Genomic DNA, 18342 nt, shown 5'->3' with positions numbered 1-18342 from the left:
CTACAACATATACTTCTTGATTTGTCCTAATATGGTTTGCTCTTCACCACTAAATCCAGTGATGTCATAAAGCTCTGCTTCCTTTTGAAATTCCAGTGATTCCACCAAGGTTTCTGACTTTAAGGCAGATATGAGTTTCCCTTCATATGCCGGAATCCTTACATGATATAGCTTTAAAAAATCTTTTTTCAGTTCAGCCATGATATCCGCTTTTAACCGCTTCACATCTTCCTCGCGCCTAGCACTGATTAAAATGTGGCGCTGCTTTGAGGAAGGGATAAAATCCGGCCGGATTTGGTCTTTTTTGTTATAGACAGTCAGCATCGGAATACGGTCAGCTTCTAATTCCTCTAAAAGCTTATGAACCGTTCGTTCATGCCCTTCATAATCCTCATTCGAAGAATCGATCACATGAAGCAAATAGTCTGCTTCTTTTACTTCTTCAAGAGTGGAACGAAATGCTGCAATCAGTGTGGTTGGAAGGTCTTGAATAAAACCAACTGTATCGGAAATCAGTACACTGTAGCCAGATTCAAGTGTCATTTTACGCGTCATTGGGTCAAGTGTAGCAAACAGCAAATCTTCTTCATGGCTATCCGCTTCTGTTAACTGGTTAAACAATGTTGATTTCCCGGCATTTGTGTACCCGACAATAGCGATTTGGAATACGCCATTTTTCTTCCGTCGTTCCCGGTATCTCGTGCGATGTTCTTTGACTGCAGATAGTTGTCCGTGAATTTCGTGTATGCGGTTTCGAATATGACGTCTGTCTGTTTCAAGTTTTGTTTCACCTGGACCTCTTGCGCCAATTCCGCCGCCTTGTCTCGAAAGGCTGATCCCTTGTCCACTTAGCCTCGGCAAGGCATACTGAAGCTGGGCAAGCTCTATTTGCAGCTTCCCCTCTCTTGTACGAGCTCTTTTGGCAAAGATGTCTAGAATCAATTGCGTACGGTCAATGATTTTCACATCTAAGGCAGTCGCCAAAGCTTTTAACTGGCTAGGCGAAAGCTCGTCGTTAAAAATTATAACGTCACAGTCTAACTCTTCGCAAAGCACTTCAAGCTCTTCCACTTTCCCTTTCCCGATGTAAGTCGCGCTGTCTTGTCTATTTCTTTTTTGCGTCATGATGCTGACAGCTTCACCGCCAGCTGTTTTGGTTAAGGAAGCTAATTCTTCCATAGAATATTGAAAGCGTTCATCCGTTATATGCGGCAGTTGACAGCCGACAAGGATCGCTTTTTCGATCATTTCATGTTCATTCAACGTCAGTTGTTTCCTTTCTGTACTTAAGTTTCAGTAGTACCATCATACCAAACACACCACACGTATACCACCATTCGGAAGGTTTAATTTCTTGCCTCTTTACAAAAAGGATACGCCATTTCAAGAAGGCGTATCCTCTTTCATTTGCAGATCATGGCTTTTAATCGTAAGTAAGTCTTTTTTATCATAATGATCCACAAGAAGCAGCCTCATCGCCTGAGTTCGGATCGCTTTTTCAATGGTGTTTCGCACAAAACGGCCATTGCTGAATTTGGCAGGACTCGTTGTGCTCTTGATGTGCATTAAATAGTCTCGCAGTTTCCATTCTGCCTCTTGGGTAAAGACATATTCCCGATCGGCCATCATTCGTTTTGCAATATCCATCAGCTGATCGACCGTATAATCAGGGAAGTTGATATTAATCGGAAATCTCGATTGCAGACCAGGGTTTAGAGAAAGAAAATGATCCATTTCCTTGGAGTATCCAGCTAAGATGAGGATGAATTCATGCTGCTTATCCTCCATATGTTTTACAAGGGTATCAATGGCTTCTTTCCCGAAATCTTTCTCTCCTCCGCGGGCAAGAGAATAGGCTTCATCGATGAACAAAATGCCGCCTAGTGATTTTTTAATCAAATCTCTTGTTTTTTGAGCTGTATGTCCAATGTACTCTCCAACCAGATCTCCTCGTTCTGCTTCAATTAAGTGCCCCTTTGAAAGAACATTCATTTCAAAGAAAAGCTTCCCGACAAGCCGTGCAACTGTTGTTTTCCCTGTGCCGGGATTTCCTTTAAACATCATATGAAGCGCTTGTTTTCCTACCTTTAATCCTTGTTCTTGTCTTTTTTGATTCACAAAAATCCAAGCATAAATTTCTTTTATGTTTCGTTTCATTTCATCCATCCCGACAAGGCTGTTCATTTCTCGTTCTATTTCTCGTAAGATGCTGTGTTTGGCCTCATTTTTTTGCAAGGCCTCTAGGTATTCTGCCTCTGAATCTGCATCAACCAATACTTGCTTCTGTCCATTAAGTATAATGTTGATTTGGCCGTTATTTTTATATGTGACAGCTCGCTCCAACGTATTCACCTCTCGCTCTTCTCTCTTTAATCTATTCGGGTGGAGCTGTAATCGTGACAATCGCCCGCACTAGCATCGGTTTACTGTCAAAATGACCCGAGATACCGGTTATTGTAGGGGATTGTGCGGTTTCCCAGGAAATGATGTGCTATTTCCATTGTATTCATCCATTTCGGGCGGACAAACCAACAATTTGTTTTTTCTTAGAAAAATAGCGCCTTTTCTTCCCAAATTGTGCAGAAAAGAGTCTCGATGATTTCCGCATTTTGTACAGGCAATTTTTCTATTTCCTCATAAAATAAAGACGAGGTGATGAATAGATGGTGAAAATTTTTATTGATCCTGGCCACGGAGGAACAGATTCTGGAGCTGCTGCTAATGGACTTTTGGAGAAAAATATCACACTGCAAATTGCGCTTTTTCTGAGAGATATGTTGATTAGTGAATATGATGGGGTTTCCGTCCGCTTAAGTCGTTCAATTGACCAATCCGTCACGTTATCCCAGCGTACGAATGCGGCAAACAGCTGGGGAGCTGACTATTTCGTGTCTATTCATATTAATGCTGGCGGAGGCACAGGTTTTGAAAGTTATGTGTACCCTGGCGTTTCAGCACCAACCACCACGTATCGCAATGCCCTTCATGATGAGATTGTCCGCTCCGTTGATTTTGCCGACCGCGGCAAGAAAACGGCGAACTTCCACGTTCTGCGGGAAACTTCTATGTCTGCCATTTTAACTGAAAACGGTTTCATTGATACGGTAGCTGATGCAAATAAGCTCCGTAACGCTACTTTCCTTCAAGGGATCGCTCGTGCTCATGCCACTGGATTAGAAAAAGCCCTTCAATTGAAAAAAAAAGCAAGTAACCTATATAAAGTGCAAGCAGGGGCTTTCAAGGTCAAAGCCAATGCGGATGAACTAGCAGCTACACTCAGATCCAAAGGATTTGAAGCGCTGGTCGTACTGGATAGCGGCATGTACCGAGTCCAAGCTGGCGCTTTCCGTTCAAAGCAAAATGCAGATGACCTCGTCGCTCGATTAAAGCAGGCCGGTCACGACGCATTCGTTTTTCAATAATCTAAAAAACAAACCGGCTCAAGTCATCTTTAGAGCCGGTTTGTTGTCTATCCAATTATGCTAAAATGTTCACGACAAATTGAGACCATGTTTCAAGACGATCGAAGTACTCAGGCTTTTTCAAATCTGTTACTTTCATCCATTTGCCTGAGATTTGATCTGTTTCTTTTACTTCTACATGAGCACCTGGCGATAATTCAAGGGCTGATAACAGTCCGATGTGCACACGGCCGACACTGTTGTCATCATCATTAATAAGTCCAAGGGTTTTCATCTCAAGTTTGTCTTCTTCTTGAATCGAAAGTTCCTCGTCCAGTTCACGATCGGTATTTTCTTTTAGAATCTCAGCAAATTTTTTTCCTTCAATGAAATTCATATGACCGCCAAAGCCAAGAGATAACTTATGATGTAAGCGAGTCTCTCCCCCGCCTTGAAGTCTTTCATATACATATACTTCGTCCTCACGCTTAATGACAACATATGGAATTGGCTGCTTAAAGTCAGGATTTTCTTCTGCATCGCCTCTTCGCATTTGCTCGAAGTGCTCTTCAATTTCTTTCATAATGGTGCTGATTGTTTTCTCTTCACTATTCACACCATTAAACGCAAGTGTTTCGTTTTGGAACACGCGTGCGCGCGGTGCAACTAAAATCATTTCGTCCATTTTTCCCATGTTCGGTAACCTCCAGTATGTAACACATTGTTAGAAATGGCAAAAAGCCAAAACGAGTGGTGCGTTTTGACTTTTGCGTTTTAATTATGATTCATCTCCAAAGAAGAAGTCGTCATCTTTTAACGGCTCAACTGTTGCCTTTTTGTAGCCGTTCCCTTTCATTGAGAAGAAGTCATGTGACTTTGTTTTTGTATTGAGTCCGTTCAATACAATTGGGTTGATCTCTTCTTCTTCAAAGTAAGGGGCAAATCCAAGGTTCATTAACGCTTTATTGGCATTGTAACGAATGAACTTTTTCACATCATGCGATAAATTGACTTGGTCATAAATATCCTCAGTGTAATGAAGTTCATTTTCATAAAGCTCATTAAGCAGATCGATAGAGAAATCATAAAGCTCTTTTTGCACGTCAGGTGTTTGTTTGTTGTAAATTTCTTGTGCTAACAATCCAACATACACACCGTGAATCGCTTCATCGCGCAAAATCAAGTTAATGATTTCACCACTTTGCATGAGCTTTCCTTGACCGTAGAAATATAGCGGGTAGTAAAAGCCGCTATAGAATAGAAAGCTTTCTAAATACACTGAAGCAACCATTGCTTTAAATAAGGAAATCGGGTCATCCTTTTGAATGGAACGGTACAGACCTACAATCATATCTGCTTTCTTTTGCAAGAATTTATTTTTCTTGACCCATTCAAATACTTCACTAATCGTTTCAGTCGGTGCAAGCGTCATGAAGATATTTGAGTATGATTTTGCATGCACGGCATTTTCCATCATGGCCATAAAGTTTAACACGGCTTTACGCTGATGACCGTCCACATGTTCAGCCACTATCGGCATTCCTGTATTTCCTTGTTCTGTATCAAGTAACGTCAGTCCAGCCAGTACCTTCATGTACGTATCCCGCTCTTCTTCACCTAAATATTTCCATGTTAAGAGATCCCCGTTTAAGGAAATCTCTTCTGGAAGCCAGAATTGCTTGACGTTTTGGTTGTAAAACATTTGTGTAAAATCATCTTCGTGTTTTGACCAGTTGGCTGCATCATAAATTTTTGTCACGTTAAACTCTCCTTTAATCAAACAACACAAGAAAGACAGCCTTCCTGCCCTGTATCCTTCGTTCTTGCATAATAAAGTGTCTTAATGCCTTTATGGTGTGCATAAAGATCGATGCGGTTTAAGTCACGCGTTGTCATCGTATCTTTTAGGAATAATGTAAAGCTAATTCCTTGATCGACGTGCTGCTGAATGGTTGCGATCATATCGACTACTTTAAACATGTCCATATCGTATGCTTCTTTATAGAAGAACCAGTTTTGTGCTGAAAGTCCTGGCATTGGATAATACGTTTTGCTGTTTCCGTATGTTCTTTCTTCGATACGTTCCATAATTGGCATTACAGAAGCTGTTGCCGATTGAACATACGAAATAGAACCTGTTGGCGCAATACATAATCGATAGCTATGGTACATGCCATTTTCCGCTACAAAGTCTTTGAGTGCTGCCCAATCTTCTTTTGTTGGAATGTGCATGCCTTCAAATAGCGCAGCCGCTTTTTCTGTTTTTGGAGTGAAATCATTTTCTACGTATTTATTGAAGTACTCACCTGTTGCATAACCAGAGCCCTCATAACGATGGAATGTTTCCCCTTTTTCTTTTGCAAGCTCACTTGAACGCTTAATGGAGTAATAGTTCACCATCATAAAGAACGTATTAGCGAAATCTCTTGCTTCTTCACTTTCATAAGCGATTTGGTTTTGAGCTAAATACCCGTGAAGGTTCATCGCACCAAGTCCAATTGACTTCATCGCTTTGTTCGCTTTTCTAACAGCTGGTGCATTGCGGATATCTGTTGTTTCAGACACAAGTGTAAGTGAGTCCGTTGCAAGCTTGACTGTTTTTTCAATGGATTTGTTTTTCATCACGTTCATGATATTTAAAGAACCAAGGTTACAAGAAATATCAAGTCCGATCTCATCATCTTGATCATAGTCCGTGTAAGAAGAGACTTCTGAAGCTTGAAGTACTTCTGAGCAAAGGTTTGAGAATTTCACACGTGAAATATGGTTCAGAGCGTGCTCTCTATTCACATTATCTTGGAACATGATATAAGGATAGCCTGATTCTGAGCGCAGAACAGCTAATTTTTCAAGAAGTTTTCTTGGATTGACTTTTTCTTTTTTGACTTTCGGGTTTTCTACAAGCTCGTCATACATTTCTTCCATATCCATCTCATCAAGATGCTGTCCATAAGTTTTATAAACTGTATGAGGATAGAATGTATAAGCTGTTTTATCTTCTCTAGCAAGCTCGATAAATTTATCTGGGATGACGACACCGATCGAAAGTGTTTTCACACGAACATCTTCATCCGCAGAGATTTTTTTCGTATCTAAGAAATCATTAATATCTCTGTGGAAAATATTCAGGTAGGCACTGCCTGAACCTTGTCTTTGTCCCATTTGATCTGCATATCGGAATGCATTATCAAGAAGTTTCATGACGCCTACGACACCTTTGGTCGCATTTTCTACATCTTTGATCGCTTCACCTTTCGCACGAAGCTTTGAAAGGTTCAAGCTGACGCCGCCGCCTAATTTAGACAGCTGCATGGAAATATCAATGGCTCTTGAGATATCGTTTAATGAGTCATTCACTTCAAGCAAGAAGCAGCTCACCAGCTCACCACGTCTTTTACGGCCTGCGTTTAAGAATGTTGGTGTACTTGGCTGATACTCTTGGTTGATCATCAGTTCCACAAACTCAAGTGCTTTCTTTTTGTCTCCGCCCGCAAAGAAAAGAGCCACAACTGAAATGCGGTCTTCATAGCGTTCAAGGATTTTCTTTTTGTCATTTGTTTTCAGTGCATAGTCATTGTAAAACTTAAACGCACTCATAAATGATGGGAATCTAAATTTCTTGGCATATGCAGCTTCAAATACTTCTTTAATATCTGACATGCTGTATTGTCTTAAAAATTCTTCCTCATAGTAGTCGTTTTCTATTAAGTAATCAATCTTCTCTTCTAGATTATGAAAGAAGACCGTGTTTTGATTAATATAATCTACGAAATAACTATGTACAGCTTCTTTGTCCTTGTCGAACTGAAACTTTCCTTCTTTTTGAATCATAATCTCGTTATTTAATTGTATCCACTTTGGAACCTGATTTTGTGACAATTCTTTCTACCTCCTGTGTAAACAATTCAACATCCCTTTTTGTTCCGCTTAGTTCAAAGGTGTGCAAAATAGGAACTTGATATTGTTTAGAAATCGTATCGGCGCTTTTGGCAAAGTTATCTCCCCACACTTTGTTCCCACTCACCGCTACACCTAGTAAAAGGTGCGCATTTTTCTCTAAAAATGACTGAGTGGTACCAGGGACTTGTCCAAATCCTGTCGTAAAGGTGACGAGAATAAACGGCGTATCCAAAAACTCTTCTCCAGTCAATTTTCGTTTGTCTGTAAAAGGGGTCTTGTCCAAAAAGCGTTGAACATTTCCTGTTTTTGAATCAAATACGATTTGAATCAATTCCATCACGACCTAGTTTTTAGTATTGTTGATCATTTCGTTATTCACTATATATAGTATACTATGTTTTTTCAAAACACAACATATAGATGTTCGAAACGAAAAAAATCAACCAACCCGGCCGAACATTCATAGCCGAACTCGTACGTTCAAATAAATAGAGCAGAGCAGGTTCTAAAAATAGACTGCCCTACTCCCTATTCAACTGAAACCGAAATCTATCATAACACGAAAAAAAATCGCTTAGTAGACTAGACTTTTTGTTTTATTTTTTGTAGGCATCGCACTGTAAATCTTCTGACACTTCTGTTATTTCCACTTCAACACCTAATTCTTTCAGCACCGCTTCAAGCGCAGAGACGATCGAGGCTTCTCTTACTAACTCTTTCCCGTTTACAGAAACGCTTGTTCCATATTCGAAACAGGAGTCATCTTCACAAGTTTGTTCCCAATGATTAATTTTAATTTTGTGTGTCATGAACTCATCCTTTTCTGTCTAGATGTCTGATGCATGTTTATAGTGTAGCGACTTCACATTCATTTGTAAATTTACGTGCTTACTCTTCATCAAAGTCTTCACTATCACCATCATCTTCATCCCATTCATCTATGTACTTTGTCGTAATGAGCGTCAGCTCTCCTTCTTTTTCATCAAACCGGTATACATGTACTTCATCATCTTTCACAACAGCAATGTGATTATTTTTTAGCGCAACAGATGATGGTAAAAGACCATCAACATGGCTCCCATCATGCTCACCAGAATGGTTATGCCAACTTTCTTGTCTCGTTTCGATGTTCGAGATGGCACATGATCCAAATAAGACAACGATTCCAATCAAAAGAAGGATCACTCGAATCCTTCTCAATTCAAGCTCTGCATTTTCCATATAAATCCCCTCACCTTTTAAATGTCCAATAAGGATTTATACGCAACTTGGACAGAAAAGTTTCATGGCATGCAAAATAGCCCCTCTGCACTGACAAAAAACGTAGCGGGTTTCGGCCGGTTTATTCGCAGCTGCATGGGGCTATTGGTGAAAACGGGTGTTTATTCTAATTCAAGATTTACATTTTTTTGAGGTGCAAATGTTGAAATCGCATGTTTATAAATAAGCTGCTGCTTCCCTTCTGTCTCAAGCAGCACCGTGAAATTGTCAAATCCCTTTACTTGACCGCGAAGCTGAAAGCCATTCAGTAAAAATACTGTGACAAATGTATTGTCTTTGCGGATCTGATTCAAAAATTGGTCCTGAATATTAATCGGTTTCATGTTTCGTCCTCCTTGATTCTGATAACTACAGTTTCGCTTTAAGTCCAAGCTTTCCTGCTATATATGCGAAAATTTCCTCTTTTTTGTCCGAAAAGTGGCAAGGTGGTGTCATATCAAACCAGGTGACATCCATTTTATTACGGAACCACGTAAACTGACGCTTCGCATATCTGCGGGAATTTTGTTTTAATTGCTGGATGGCTTCATCAAGTGAGCAGTCGCCTTGAAAATAGGCATACAACTCTTTATAACCGATCGCTTGAACAGACTGACAATCTTTCAAACCAGATTGATAAAGTGCGCTCACTTCTTCAATTAAGCCTTCATCTAACATCATATCAATTCTTTGATGAATGCGCTCGTACAAAAGCTCTCGGTCCATTTTCAGCCCAATGAAGGCAGTGTCATAAAGAGGAACTTCTTGATGCCCGTTTTGCATATCAGACATTTTCTGACCTGTTGTATGGATGATTTCAAGCGCTCTGATCACGCGGCGGACGTTATTCGGATGAATCGCTTTTGCAGCGTCAGGATCGGCTTCTTTTAGCTTTTCATACAGCTTGATCGGTCCATGCTGCTGCTTAAACAGCGTCATCTCTTCTCTAAAAGCAGGATCGCTTTTCTCATCAGTAAACGTGTAATCATATAAAACAGACTGAATATATAGCCCAGTTCCACCAACAATCATGGGCGTTTTCCCTCTCGCAGCAATCTCTTTGATTTTTAAGCGGACAAGCTGCTGAAATTCAGCTGTAGAAAACGATTCATCCGGTTGTTTAATATCGATTAAATGGTGCGGAACGCCATTCATTTCTTCAGGGGTGATTTTCGCTGTGCCAATATCCATCCCTTTATAGATCTGCATGGAATCCCCGCTGATAATTTCTCCATTAAATGCTTTCGCTATCTCAATGCTCAGCTTTGTTTTTCCGACAGCCGTCGGACCTACTAATACAATCACTGGTTGTTTTTTCATAACATCACTCTCTTTTACAAACTGCCTACAGTATAGCATAACTTCTCTTTCTCTCCTATATCCTCTCGTCACCAGCCAAGTGGTTCATTCCCGACCACTTCATATGTCTTTCCTTTTAAACGGTGCTTATGCGTTGGCCTTTCTTCATCTGGACTGTAAACGACTCCCCCGTATGGAATCGGGACAGAATCGGTATAGGCAGAAAACGTGACTTCCTCAATTTCATGATAGTGCGTCCCGTCCACTCTTGGGATAGCAGGTCCAGTGACGCCATAATATCTATGAAAATGCCCTCTTTCAAATGACGTGATCCCCCGGTAATAATGAGTATGTCTGTCGGTACTGCTTCCATTCACAGGCTGAGAAATACCTTCTATTAAATGATAATGTTCTTCTGTTACATCCGTTCGCGCTTTATAAGCATGAGCATGAGGTGGACATTTAGCCCAATCAGACGGATACAGGCCCATTTTTTACATTCCTCCTTATTTTAGGCATTCACCCAAACACAAGTGGGCCACTCGAATACACTGATGTCAGTTACAGTGATTTTATGTGAAAGGAGTCTTTTTTTATGAATTATTTTGACGCACCGTTTGTTCAAGATGAGATGAGAAGACCTTTTGGATTTGGACGCCCTGGATTTGGTTTTGGAAGACCTGGGTTTGGTTTTGGGCGCCCTGGTTTTGGCTATGGGAGACCTGGATTTTTTGGACCGCCATTTTTAGGTGGTTTTGCTGGAGGGCTTCTAGCTGGGTCGCTTCTTGCCCCAGGATATGGCTATCCTTATCCACCGCCATACCCGCCATATGGACCATACCCTTATTATTAATTATGACGATTTAGTGAAAACATCCTCTTATAAAATGAATCGATTGACACATTTGTTTTTCATAGGTTAACATTTACTTTACCGACCGTTCAGTAAAGTAGGTGTTTTTTTTATGTCTAAAACGAAAAAAGAACAAATTTTTGAGGCAGCAGCTCACACCATTCTAAAAGAAGGATTGAGTCAGCTCACCCTTCAGCAGGTGGCAGAACATGCAAATATGACCAAAGCCGGGCTACTGTATCATTTTTCGAGCAAGGAAGACCTGATCCAGCAAATGAATGAGCATGCGGTTGCCTCTTTTCGTCAGCAGCTTGACACGTATCAGGAAACATACAAAAACGAAAAGGCGCCTTATGTACGTGCCTATATATTGGCCACATTAAATGATCTTGATAGGCAAAACACCACACAGCTATGTACAAGTATGCTGGCAACCATGTCATTTGATGAAGCGTTATTAAATCCTTGGCGTCATTTTTATGCGGAATTTAAAGAAAAAGCAGCCGAGGAAATCAATGACCCTGCACTTAGCCAATTGATCCGTCTTGCCTGTGATGGCATATGGTTTTCAGAAATGTTTCAGCTTGAACCATTGAATCGAGAGGAAAAAACCCTTTTACTTCATCGGATTTTACACATTTTAGAGGAGGGATGATGATGATCCTCGGATATCTTTTTTTGGCTATCGCCATTTTTTCAGAAGCGATTGGGGCAGCGATGCTGAAACTATCAAATGGTTTCACACGCTTTAAACCTAGCGCTGTCGTTGTCGCTGGCTATACACTTGCTTTTTACATGCTGTCATTGACCCTTAATATCATTCCACTTAGCATGTCTTACGCCACATGGTCTGGGGTAGGTACCGTCCTCACGGCTTTTTTTGGCGTGCTCTTTTTCAAAGAAACCTTGAACCGTCAAGCACTTATTGGAATGGCAATGCTTGTTTCAGGGGTCGTACTATTAAATATGTCTTAAAGGATGTGAAGTGATATGAAAGGAATGCTTTATTTAACAGGAGCCATTTTGACAGAGGTTTTTGGCAGTACGATGCTGAAGCTTTCGCAAGGTTTTACACAGGTGCTGCCGAGTATGGGGGTCCTGATCGGATTTGGGTGCGCCTTTACCTTTCTCAGTTTGGCACTCAAAACAATTGAGCTGTCATCTGCATATGCCACTTGGTCTGGGGTCGGTACAGCACTTACTGCTCTTGTGGGCCTCGTGCTATTTAACGAAACCATTCATATGAAAGGATTCATTGGTCTTGCACTTGTCATATGCGGCGTCATTGTCTTAAATCAATCCAAAAAACAAAAGGAAGAAAAGAAAGAACCATTCGATCAAACCGAATGGACGTCATAAAAAAAGTCATTTTCTCCATTAATCAAGAGAAAATGACTTTTTTGTCTTAATGACCCGCTTTGATGGTTTCTTCTAAAGAAATATGGACATTCCCTTGCACAGCTCTAGAGATCATACATGAGCTTTCAGCTTTATGTGCAAGCTTACGAGCTCGTTCTATGTCCTGTGCAGTAGCAGACTCTTTGAGAATGATGACAGGACGGTGAATGATTTTCTCATATGTAAACACACTGTTTGTCACATCGACAACTGCCTCAGAGCTCATCGATAGATCCTCTTTCTCTAATTGACTCCGCTCCATCATGGCTGCAAGTGTAATGATATAACATGTGGCCGCTGCACCTAGGAGCATCTCATCTGGATTTGTTCCAATACCCGGTCCATCCATTTCTTTTGGAATGGAAATCTCCGTCTTTAACTGTGCACATTCGATTGTCCCCACATCGTTACGCAGACCAGGCCAGCTTGCCTGAAGATGAAAATGATGACGCGCCATATCTGTCTCTCCTTTTGTTATCACTTTTTATAGTGTAACAAGAATTCACCTTGCTGTCTTAAGATGTGCACCATCCTTACGTATATTCTTCATCCAGCACCGTTCGAATCGCCCTGACATACCGGTAGAACGTCTCGTTTTTTGTACTCGATCGCTGCCGAAAATCGAAACTGTCAAATAACGCTTCCCGTTGACTTCTACTAATCTCAAGCTGTACACTTTGCCCTGTTTTTGTAAGATTATTAATATTATGATTGCTCGTTCCGCTTAGGGTTGCGTGTGCAACTGCAAGTTCAGCAGAAAAACCGTTGCGCTCTAATGAGTTCACAATTTTTTCAGCACGGTCATAGTCTGTTCCGCCAACAAGGGTGTGGTCAATTCCCGGCTCCCCTTTATATCCATGAACAGCTAATACATAATCATGTGCTTTTGCCTGTGCGACTCCGATTGGTTCATCGAAGTTTGTACTTGTAATATGAAGTTCTGATGCATTTTCTCTAAAACCTTCAAATAAGTACGTAGAAAAATCGTTATCAAAAAAATGGACAATCTCACTAACGCCGCCTTCGATTCTCCCGCCATGAGGCGACATCACTAGAAGACGGCTGCCGGGCACTGGATTGGATGTGATTTGATAATGACCTGTTGATTCATTCTCTTCCAGTTCTTTAAAATTTCGATACATATCATTTGAACCGCTTTCGTCTTCTCCACCTGATGACACTGGCTCATCATGTTCCTGTGCTTGCATGGTATAATAGACGCCCCATCCGATGACAAGCAGGAGAAGCAAAGCAAAAAACTTCTTCATTCCCGTTCTCCTTTAACAGATTTCTAAGCCGTTTCTATGATTAATATTGAATCATCATTTCTTTTCATTTTTTCCACATTTTCTCTTCAAATTTGATCATAACACTCTAGATCATGAGATTCCTCAAAAATAAGATAATTGCATTTATATACACAGAAACGCCTTTCCTGATTGAAAACAGAGTTAGAATAGTATGACAAACAAATGAAGTTATGTTTAAAATGACCTAGTCCTACCCAGTCTGTTTTCTTTAATTCGTCTTTTTTTTTATGCGAATTTGATTTTTTTCATCTGGAATGAATCACATTTGTATGAGCATTGACCCTGTCTAGAACCCCCCTTTTTTCTGCAGAATCCTCTGTTTTACTGGTTCTCTAAGAAGAACTCTCCCACCTATCATCGGCAGTTTTAATATGATTTCCACCTTTTTCTATTATTTTACAAAATGTAAGCGCTTTTCTTTTTAAAGGGAATGAGTCAGCCGCCAATATGAACAAAAGAAGGGACAAGAATCCGAACAAAGATGCTGTCATGTTCATAACGTAAGAGTGTACGAGAATGGATAGCTAGAATGGAGGGCATCACATGTTTGGATTTTCCATGGTACAAATGGTCAGAACACATGCTAGTAAATTGGATCAGCCTTTAAGAGAGACCGTCCTTCACCTCTATAAGCCTTTTAAGTGGACGCCTTGTTTTCTTCATCGTTTTTTTGAAGGAAGGTTAAAGAAGAGCAAGAAGCTTCGGGTCATCATTGAATTTAAAGAAGATGCAGTCGAAGCAGGTATTCAAAGCACAAAGCAGCTAATGAAAAAAAGCAGAAAAACAAACATCAAAAAACATTTTTCACATATTAACTGCTGCGCAGCTGATCTTACCCCTGCTGCTTTAGAGGAACTCTTAGCAAATGGGGAGCATATTCGCAAAATATATTTAGACAGACAGGTACATGCACTGCTGGATGTGGCGACACAATCAAGTCATGCGGATGAAGTCGTCCGAAATGGCACGACCTTAACTGGTGAAGGCATTACGGTTGCGGTCGTTGACACAGGCGTATACCCACATGAGGACTTAGATGGAAGAATTCGCGACTTTGTAGATTTAGTCAAACAAAAAACGAAACCTTATGATGATAACGGCCATGGAACGCATTGCGCTGGGGATGTGGCTGGAGACGGAGCTGCCTCAGACGGCTTATACAAAGGACCCGCTCCAAAAGCCAATATCATTGGGGTAAAAGTGTTAAATAAACAAGGCGCTGGATCACTTTCTACTATAATAGAAGGTGTTGAATGGTGCATACAGTTCAACGAAGATCATCCTGATGACCCAATTCACATTATCAGTATGTCGCTAGGCGGCGATGCGCAGCGTTATGATGACGAACAAGACGATCCGATGGTGCGCGCTGTCAATGCAGCTTGGGATCAAGGAATTGTTGTATGCGTTGCTGCTGGGAACTCCGGTCCTAACAGTCAAACAATCGCAAGCCCTGCCGTGAGTCAAAAAGTCATTACGGTCGGAGCCTATGATGATCGAAATACGCCAGAATCAAGTGACGATGTCGTGGCACCATTTTCGAGCAGAGGTCCAACGGTCTACGGTGAAACAAAGCCCGACCTCCTCGCACCAGGAGTCAATATCGTCTCTCTTAGATCACCAAGATCATTCCTAGATAAACTAGATAAATCAAGTAGAGTCGATGATGATTATACGACGTTATCTGGCACTTCGATGGCGACACCCATTTGTGCCGGTATCTGCGCACTATTATTAGAGCATTCACCAGATTTAACACCTGATGAAGTCAAAGCCTTATTAAAAGAAAATACAAGCAAGTGGTCTGGAGAGGACCCAATGATTTACGGAGCAGGTGCCATCGACGCAGAAAAAGCCATCCAAGAATAAATAAAAAAGCCCTTTACGTTTTTCGTAAAGGGTGTTGTTTTGTCTGTTTTATGTGTGAAGTCTTTCTTCTACTTGAGCAGCTGACATGTTATGCTTCGTTCTCATACATCTCATCTCCTTTTTGAATGTGCGTACGCGCTTCGATCACAATTTCAAAAAAAGTGGAAGATTCCTTGTACATGTCGCGTTCCTTATAATAATTAGCCGCATCAAGTGCCAATTCCTCTAAATCAGCAAACATTTTTTTGTTTCGTAGTCCCAAAAGGGCTGATCTCAATTGTTCAGAGCTGTCTGTTTCTATATAGAGTGCCTGTAAAAATTGGAATTTCAATTGATAAATTTCATCTCCCAATATAGATGCCTGATTCATGCCTTCCTTTATAGCCTCACTCGCTCGCTCCATATCTTCGAGTTTAAAACAAGTAAGAGCCAGTGAAAACAATGATTTGATCATCGTTGCAGCTTGATCTTTTTGATAAAGTGAAATGGCTTGTTCAAAGAAGACCGTCGCTGTATGATAGGTTCCCATACTATAATGACAAGTTCCTAAGTTATTGAGGGCCATCGCCTTAAAATAAGATGTGCATTCTTTTCTTTCCATTGCTTCACACACTTTTAAAGCTTTTTCTAAATACGGGAGCGCTTTTTGATGCTGACTTACATCAATCCAATTACCTGCCATCACAAAATCGCATTGAATGCTTCTTTTTCCATAAAGCTGATGTTTCTTATAGATGTCTCTCGCTTTTTTCGCATAATGCATAGAAAAATAGGTTTGTTTCATATGATAGTATACTTCAGCAATTTTATAATAAAATTCCGCTTTTTCGATCTCATCTGTTACTAAGATCAGCTGATGTTCCGCATGCTTATAATAGGAAATGGCTTCGATATACCGGTGCTGGGTAAATGCATACATTCCATGAAAAAAATGAAAGTAATAACCCAATAAACCCGTCATCTCATCTTCTGCCTCTTCAATATCTTTTGGAAATGCAACCGCTTGAAGCGATTCATTCCCTGCATGGACTGGCGTTAAGTGCTGAAGCATCATTTGATGGCGAAAATCCATGAGAGAATAATAGAGTAATAAATCTTGATCTTCTTCCATCTCATGAATGTCTTCTTCAACAAGGCGCTTCATATCGTTTGCCTGATCAACTTCAAATTTGCAAATATGTGTGTACCATTGATTGATTTTTACACCTACTTCGGAAGATGGTATTTTGTGTGCCATCCACTTCAGCCCCATTCTATCATATCAAACTGATAACTATTATTTTACATAATTTATGATTTTAAGGCAAATTGTCATTTATTTCATATTTTATGTTGATTTTGCACATTTCTATCTTTTTTACCAAGTTTAAAGAGAGTACTTTTGCCCATCAAAACCTTTTTTCTACGAAGAAGGGTCGAATTCTCTAAGCACTTCTTTTAAACCACTGACATAGCGACTAAATGCTTTTTTCTTTCCTTTTCTCGTATCAAAGTTGTCAAAAAAGGCTTTTCTCTGCGCCGTACTAATTTCTAATTGGACACTTTCGCCACTTGCATTTTGATTATTAATGTTGTTTGGATCCGTTCCAGAGAGGCGCTGGCCTTTTTGCACGAGCTCTGCGGAGAAGCCCCGGTCTTTTAGTTCTCGCACAACCGCATCTTGCATTTTTTCGTTTGTCCCGCCCACAAGTGTATGTCTTCTATCACTTTTATAGCCGTGGATAGATATAGAAAAGGGATATGTTTTAATCATTTGAACCAAAATCGGTTCATCGAATTTTGTACTAGTGATATGCAAGTCACGATTGTTGTCTTGTTTTGTCCCTTCAAATAAATACGTAGAGTACTTCTTTTCAAATGCTTCTACAATTTCACTTGTTCCTGGTTCAATTTCGCCGCCGTGAGGAGAAAAGACAAGTAAGTCACTTCCCCCTTTTTCATGAAACTCTATCTCATAGCCGTCTCTTTCATGCCGTATAAGCTGCTTAAAACTTTCATATTGATCCCCTTTTTTTCGCTCTTTCTTATACTTTTCTACTTCTTCATGATGTTGTTTTTGCTCTTTATTTTCTTGGATAGAATGGCTGCATTTCACCATTAAAAGAGCACACAGGATGAGAAAGATGAATCCACTTATGAGTAGTCTTTTCATTTCACCGCTCCTTTTCATTCTCTTCGATGTCATCTTATCGCATTATTTTACTATCAATCGCTAAAAGAATTCAAAGAATGTCCGGCTCCTTTTCATGAATCAGGAGAACTTACCTGTTTTTTTATGTTGCCCTAGGTATTTTCGGCTTCTTTAAAACGGTTCTTGTGCAAGTAAAAACTAAATCCTATGACCTCATTTTAGTTTTAGTCAAAAACACCTACAAAATTGGGAATTTTCATCTTTTTTCAAATAAAAAAGCTGTAAACAAAAGGAATATCTCCTTCTGTTTACAGCCAGTCTCTGTATATTCAGCATTAAACTCTTAATTCATTCTCTAATGCTGTCAGCACTTCATCTTGCGACATGCCTTGTGCAAGTGAAATTTCGCTCACTAACATGCCCCGTGCATCTTCAAGCATCTTCTTTTCACTAGAATTTAAGGCTTTTTTCTGATTACGTCTCATCAGATCTTTGACAACGTCTGCGCCATCTTCAATCGAACCTGTTTTTAGCTTTTTCAGATTTTCATCATATCTTTGCTTCCAAGTAAGCGTGTCGTCGTTTGTTTCTTCTGCAAAATTGTTCATCACAACTTTCAGTGTAGCTTGATCAGCTACCGGACGTATACCTAGTTGATTGATTCTGCCTTTTGGGACCATCATCTGCATATTCGGCATTTGAATCAGAAAATATTCCTGCGTCTTACCTAAAATCTCTTTTTCTTCCATTCCTTCAATCACACCGGCTCCATGCATTGGATAAACAATTTTATCACCTATTTGAAACAAATCCGCCACCTCCGAAAGTATTCACAATATCATTATAACACATTTCAGCAGAGGATAAAAATTTATATTTTATCATGTTAATTTAGCACTAGTCAATTCTTTTTATTTGAGT

The 18342-nt window shown here is 40.2% G+C and carries 22 protein-coding genes; 6 read left to right on the top strand and 16 right to left on the bottom strand.

Annotated elements, in window-relative coordinates; genetic code table 11:
* Both hflX and spoVK read right to left on the bottom strand, forming a co-directional pair.
* Entirely contained in the window at positions 1-1263 is a 1263-nt protein-coding gene (gene hflX, locus NST09_RS08580; protein ID WP_206428008.1) for a GTPase HflX, read from the bottom strand.
* Between the two features lie 120 nt (positions 1264-1383).
* Positions 1384-2343, bottom strand: coding sequence for a stage V sporulation protein K (gene spoVK / locus NST09_RS08575; protein WP_008344008.1), 960 nt, complete (start codon positions 2341-2343; stop codon positions 1384-1386).
* Positions 2344-2663: 320 nt separating this feature from the next.
* Between spoVK and NST09_RS08570 the strand changes: the two genes are divergently transcribed.
* Positions 2664-3422: an N-acetylmuramoyl-L-alanine amidase gene (locus tag NST09_RS08570; protein ID WP_008344009.1), complete on the top strand. Its 759-nt coding sequence runs from the start codon at positions 2664-2666 to the stop codon at positions 3420-3422.
* A 55-nt stretch (positions 3423-3477) separates the two neighbouring features.
* On the opposite strand, the gene NST09_RS08565 is transcribed toward NST09_RS08570, so the two are convergent.
* The 9 genes from NST09_RS08565 to NST09_RS08525 form a co-directional block, all read right to left on the bottom strand.
* Positions 3478-4095, bottom strand: a complete 618-nt coding sequence (locus NST09_RS08565; RefSeq protein ID WP_007499431.1) for a hypothetical protein — start codon at positions 4093-4095, stop codon at positions 3478-3480.
* 84 nt (positions 4096-4179) lie between these two features.
* Entirely contained in the window at positions 4180-5160 is a 981-nt protein-coding gene (gene nrdF / locus NST09_RS08560; RefSeq protein WP_008344010.1) for a class 1b ribonucleoside-diphosphate reductase subunit beta, read from the bottom strand.
* 17 nt (positions 5161-5177) lie between these two features.
* Complete coding sequence (nrdE, locus tag NST09_RS08555) at positions 5178-7280, bottom strand: class 1b ribonucleoside-diphosphate reductase subunit alpha (protein WP_019743850.1); 2103 nt, start codon at positions 7278-7280, stop codon at positions 5178-5180.
* The gene (gene nrdI / locus NST09_RS08550; protein WP_017359034.1) at positions 7240-7632 is read right to left on the bottom strand and encodes a class Ib ribonucleoside-diphosphate reductase assembly flavoprotein NrdI; all 393 of its coding nucleotides are present in this window, start codon (positions 7630-7632) and stop codon (positions 7240-7242) included. Before nrdI ends, nrdE begins: the two co-directional genes overlap by 41 nt.
* Before the next feature lie 265 nt (positions 7633-7897).
* On the bottom strand, positions 7898-8110 hold the full coding sequence (locus NST09_RS08545) for a hypothetical protein (protein ID WP_003212415.1): 213 nt from the start codon (positions 8108-8110) through the stop codon (positions 7898-7900).
* Between the two features lie 79 nt (positions 8111-8189).
* The gene (locus NST09_RS08540; protein WP_025207367.1) at positions 8190-8522 is read right to left on the bottom strand and encodes a YmzC family protein; all 333 of its coding nucleotides are present in this window, start codon (positions 8520-8522) and stop codon (positions 8190-8192) included.
* A 161-nt stretch (positions 8523-8683) separates the two neighbouring features.
* Entirely contained in the window at positions 8684-8905 is a 222-nt protein-coding gene (hfq, locus tag NST09_RS08535) for an RNA chaperone Hfq (protein ID WP_003211269.1), read from the bottom strand.
* Between the two features lie 25 nt (positions 8906-8930).
* Complete coding sequence (miaA, locus tag NST09_RS08530) at positions 8931-9881, bottom strand: tRNA (adenosine(37)-N6)-dimethylallyltransferase MiaA (protein WP_342493509.1); 951 nt, start codon at positions 9879-9881, stop codon at positions 8931-8933.
* 68 nt (positions 9882-9949) lie between these two features.
* A complete protein-coding gene (locus NST09_RS08525; protein WP_007499437.1) occupies positions 9950-10351 on the bottom strand; it encodes a YmaF family protein in 402 nt (133 codons plus the stop codon).
* A 104-nt stretch (positions 10352-10455) separates the two neighbouring features.
* Here NST09_RS08525 and NST09_RS08520 point away from each other — a divergent pair, with 104 nt between their 5' ends.
* The 4 genes from NST09_RS08520 (at position 10456) to NST09_RS08505 (ending at position 12072) form a co-directional block, all read left to right on the top strand.
* The gene (locus NST09_RS08520; protein WP_342493508.1) at positions 10456-10713 is read left to right on the top strand and encodes a spore coat protein; all 258 of its coding nucleotides are present in this window, start codon (positions 10456-10458) and stop codon (positions 10711-10713) included.
* Between the two features lie 112 nt (positions 10714-10825).
* Positions 10826-11368, top strand: coding sequence for a TetR/AcrR family transcriptional regulator (locus NST09_RS08515; protein ID WP_008344015.1), 543 nt, complete (start codon positions 10826-10828; stop codon positions 11366-11368).
* A gap of 2 nt (positions 11369-11370) precedes the next feature.
* Positions 11371-11688: a multidrug efflux SMR transporter gene (locus tag NST09_RS08510; protein ID WP_017367286.1), complete on the top strand. Its 318-nt coding sequence runs from the start codon at positions 11371-11373 to the stop codon at positions 11686-11688.
* Positions 11689-11703: 15 nt separating this feature from the next.
* Complete coding sequence (locus NST09_RS08505; RefSeq protein WP_007499443.1) at positions 11704-12072, top strand: multidrug efflux SMR transporter; 369 nt, start codon at positions 11704-11706, stop codon at positions 12070-12072.
* 46 nt (positions 12073-12118) lie between these two features.
* Here the strand turns inward: NST09_RS08505 and NST09_RS08500 are convergent, their stop codons facing one another.
* Both NST09_RS08500 and NST09_RS08495 read right to left on the bottom strand, forming a co-directional pair.
* Positions 12119-12568 carry an OsmC family protein gene (locus NST09_RS08500; protein WP_342493507.1) on the bottom strand — a complete coding sequence of 150 codons (450 nt, stop codon included), beginning with the start codon at positions 12566-12568 and terminating at the stop codon, positions 12119-12121.
* 76 nt (positions 12569-12644) lie between these two features.
* Positions 12645-13379 (bottom strand): poly-gamma-glutamate hydrolase family protein, encoded by a 735-nt coding sequence (locus NST09_RS08495; protein ID WP_342493506.1) that lies wholly within the window; start codon positions 13377-13379, stop codon positions 12645-12647.
* A 585-nt stretch (positions 13380-13964) separates the two neighbouring features.
* Between NST09_RS08495 and NST09_RS08490 the strand changes: the two genes are divergently transcribed.
* Positions 13965-15290 (top strand): S8 family peptidase, encoded by a 1326-nt coding sequence (locus NST09_RS08490; RefSeq protein WP_056704767.1) that lies wholly within the window; start codon positions 13965-13967, stop codon positions 15288-15290.
* An 88-nt stretch (positions 15291-15378) separates the two neighbouring features.
* On the opposite strand, the gene NST09_RS08485 is transcribed toward NST09_RS08490, so the two are convergent.
* The 3 genes from NST09_RS08485 to NST09_RS08475 form a co-directional block, all read right to left on the bottom strand.
* Positions 15379-16527: a Rap family tetratricopeptide repeat protein gene (locus NST09_RS08485; protein WP_025207365.1), complete on the bottom strand. Its 1149-nt coding sequence runs from the start codon at positions 16525-16527 to the stop codon at positions 15379-15381.
* A 165-nt stretch (positions 16528-16692) separates the two neighbouring features.
* A complete protein-coding gene (locus tag NST09_RS08480) occupies positions 16693-17442 on the bottom strand; it encodes a poly-gamma-glutamate hydrolase family protein (RefSeq protein WP_035391999.1) in 750 nt (249 codons plus the stop codon).
* Between the two features lie 314 nt (positions 17443-17756).
* Positions 17757-18230, bottom strand: coding sequence for a CarD family transcriptional regulator (locus tag NST09_RS08475; protein WP_007499456.1), 474 nt, complete (start codon positions 18228-18230; stop codon positions 17757-17759).
* Positions 18231-18342 lie beyond the last annotated feature (112 nt).

It is taken from the genome of Bacillus sp. FSL W7-1346, from assembly GCF_038593335.1.
GTDB classification, from domain to species: Bacteria; Bacillota; Bacilli; order Bacillales; family Bacillaceae; genus Bacillus; species Bacillus altitudinis.
Note: the sequence above shows the minus strand (reverse complement) of the source record. Positions and strands in the feature narration are given on the sequence as shown.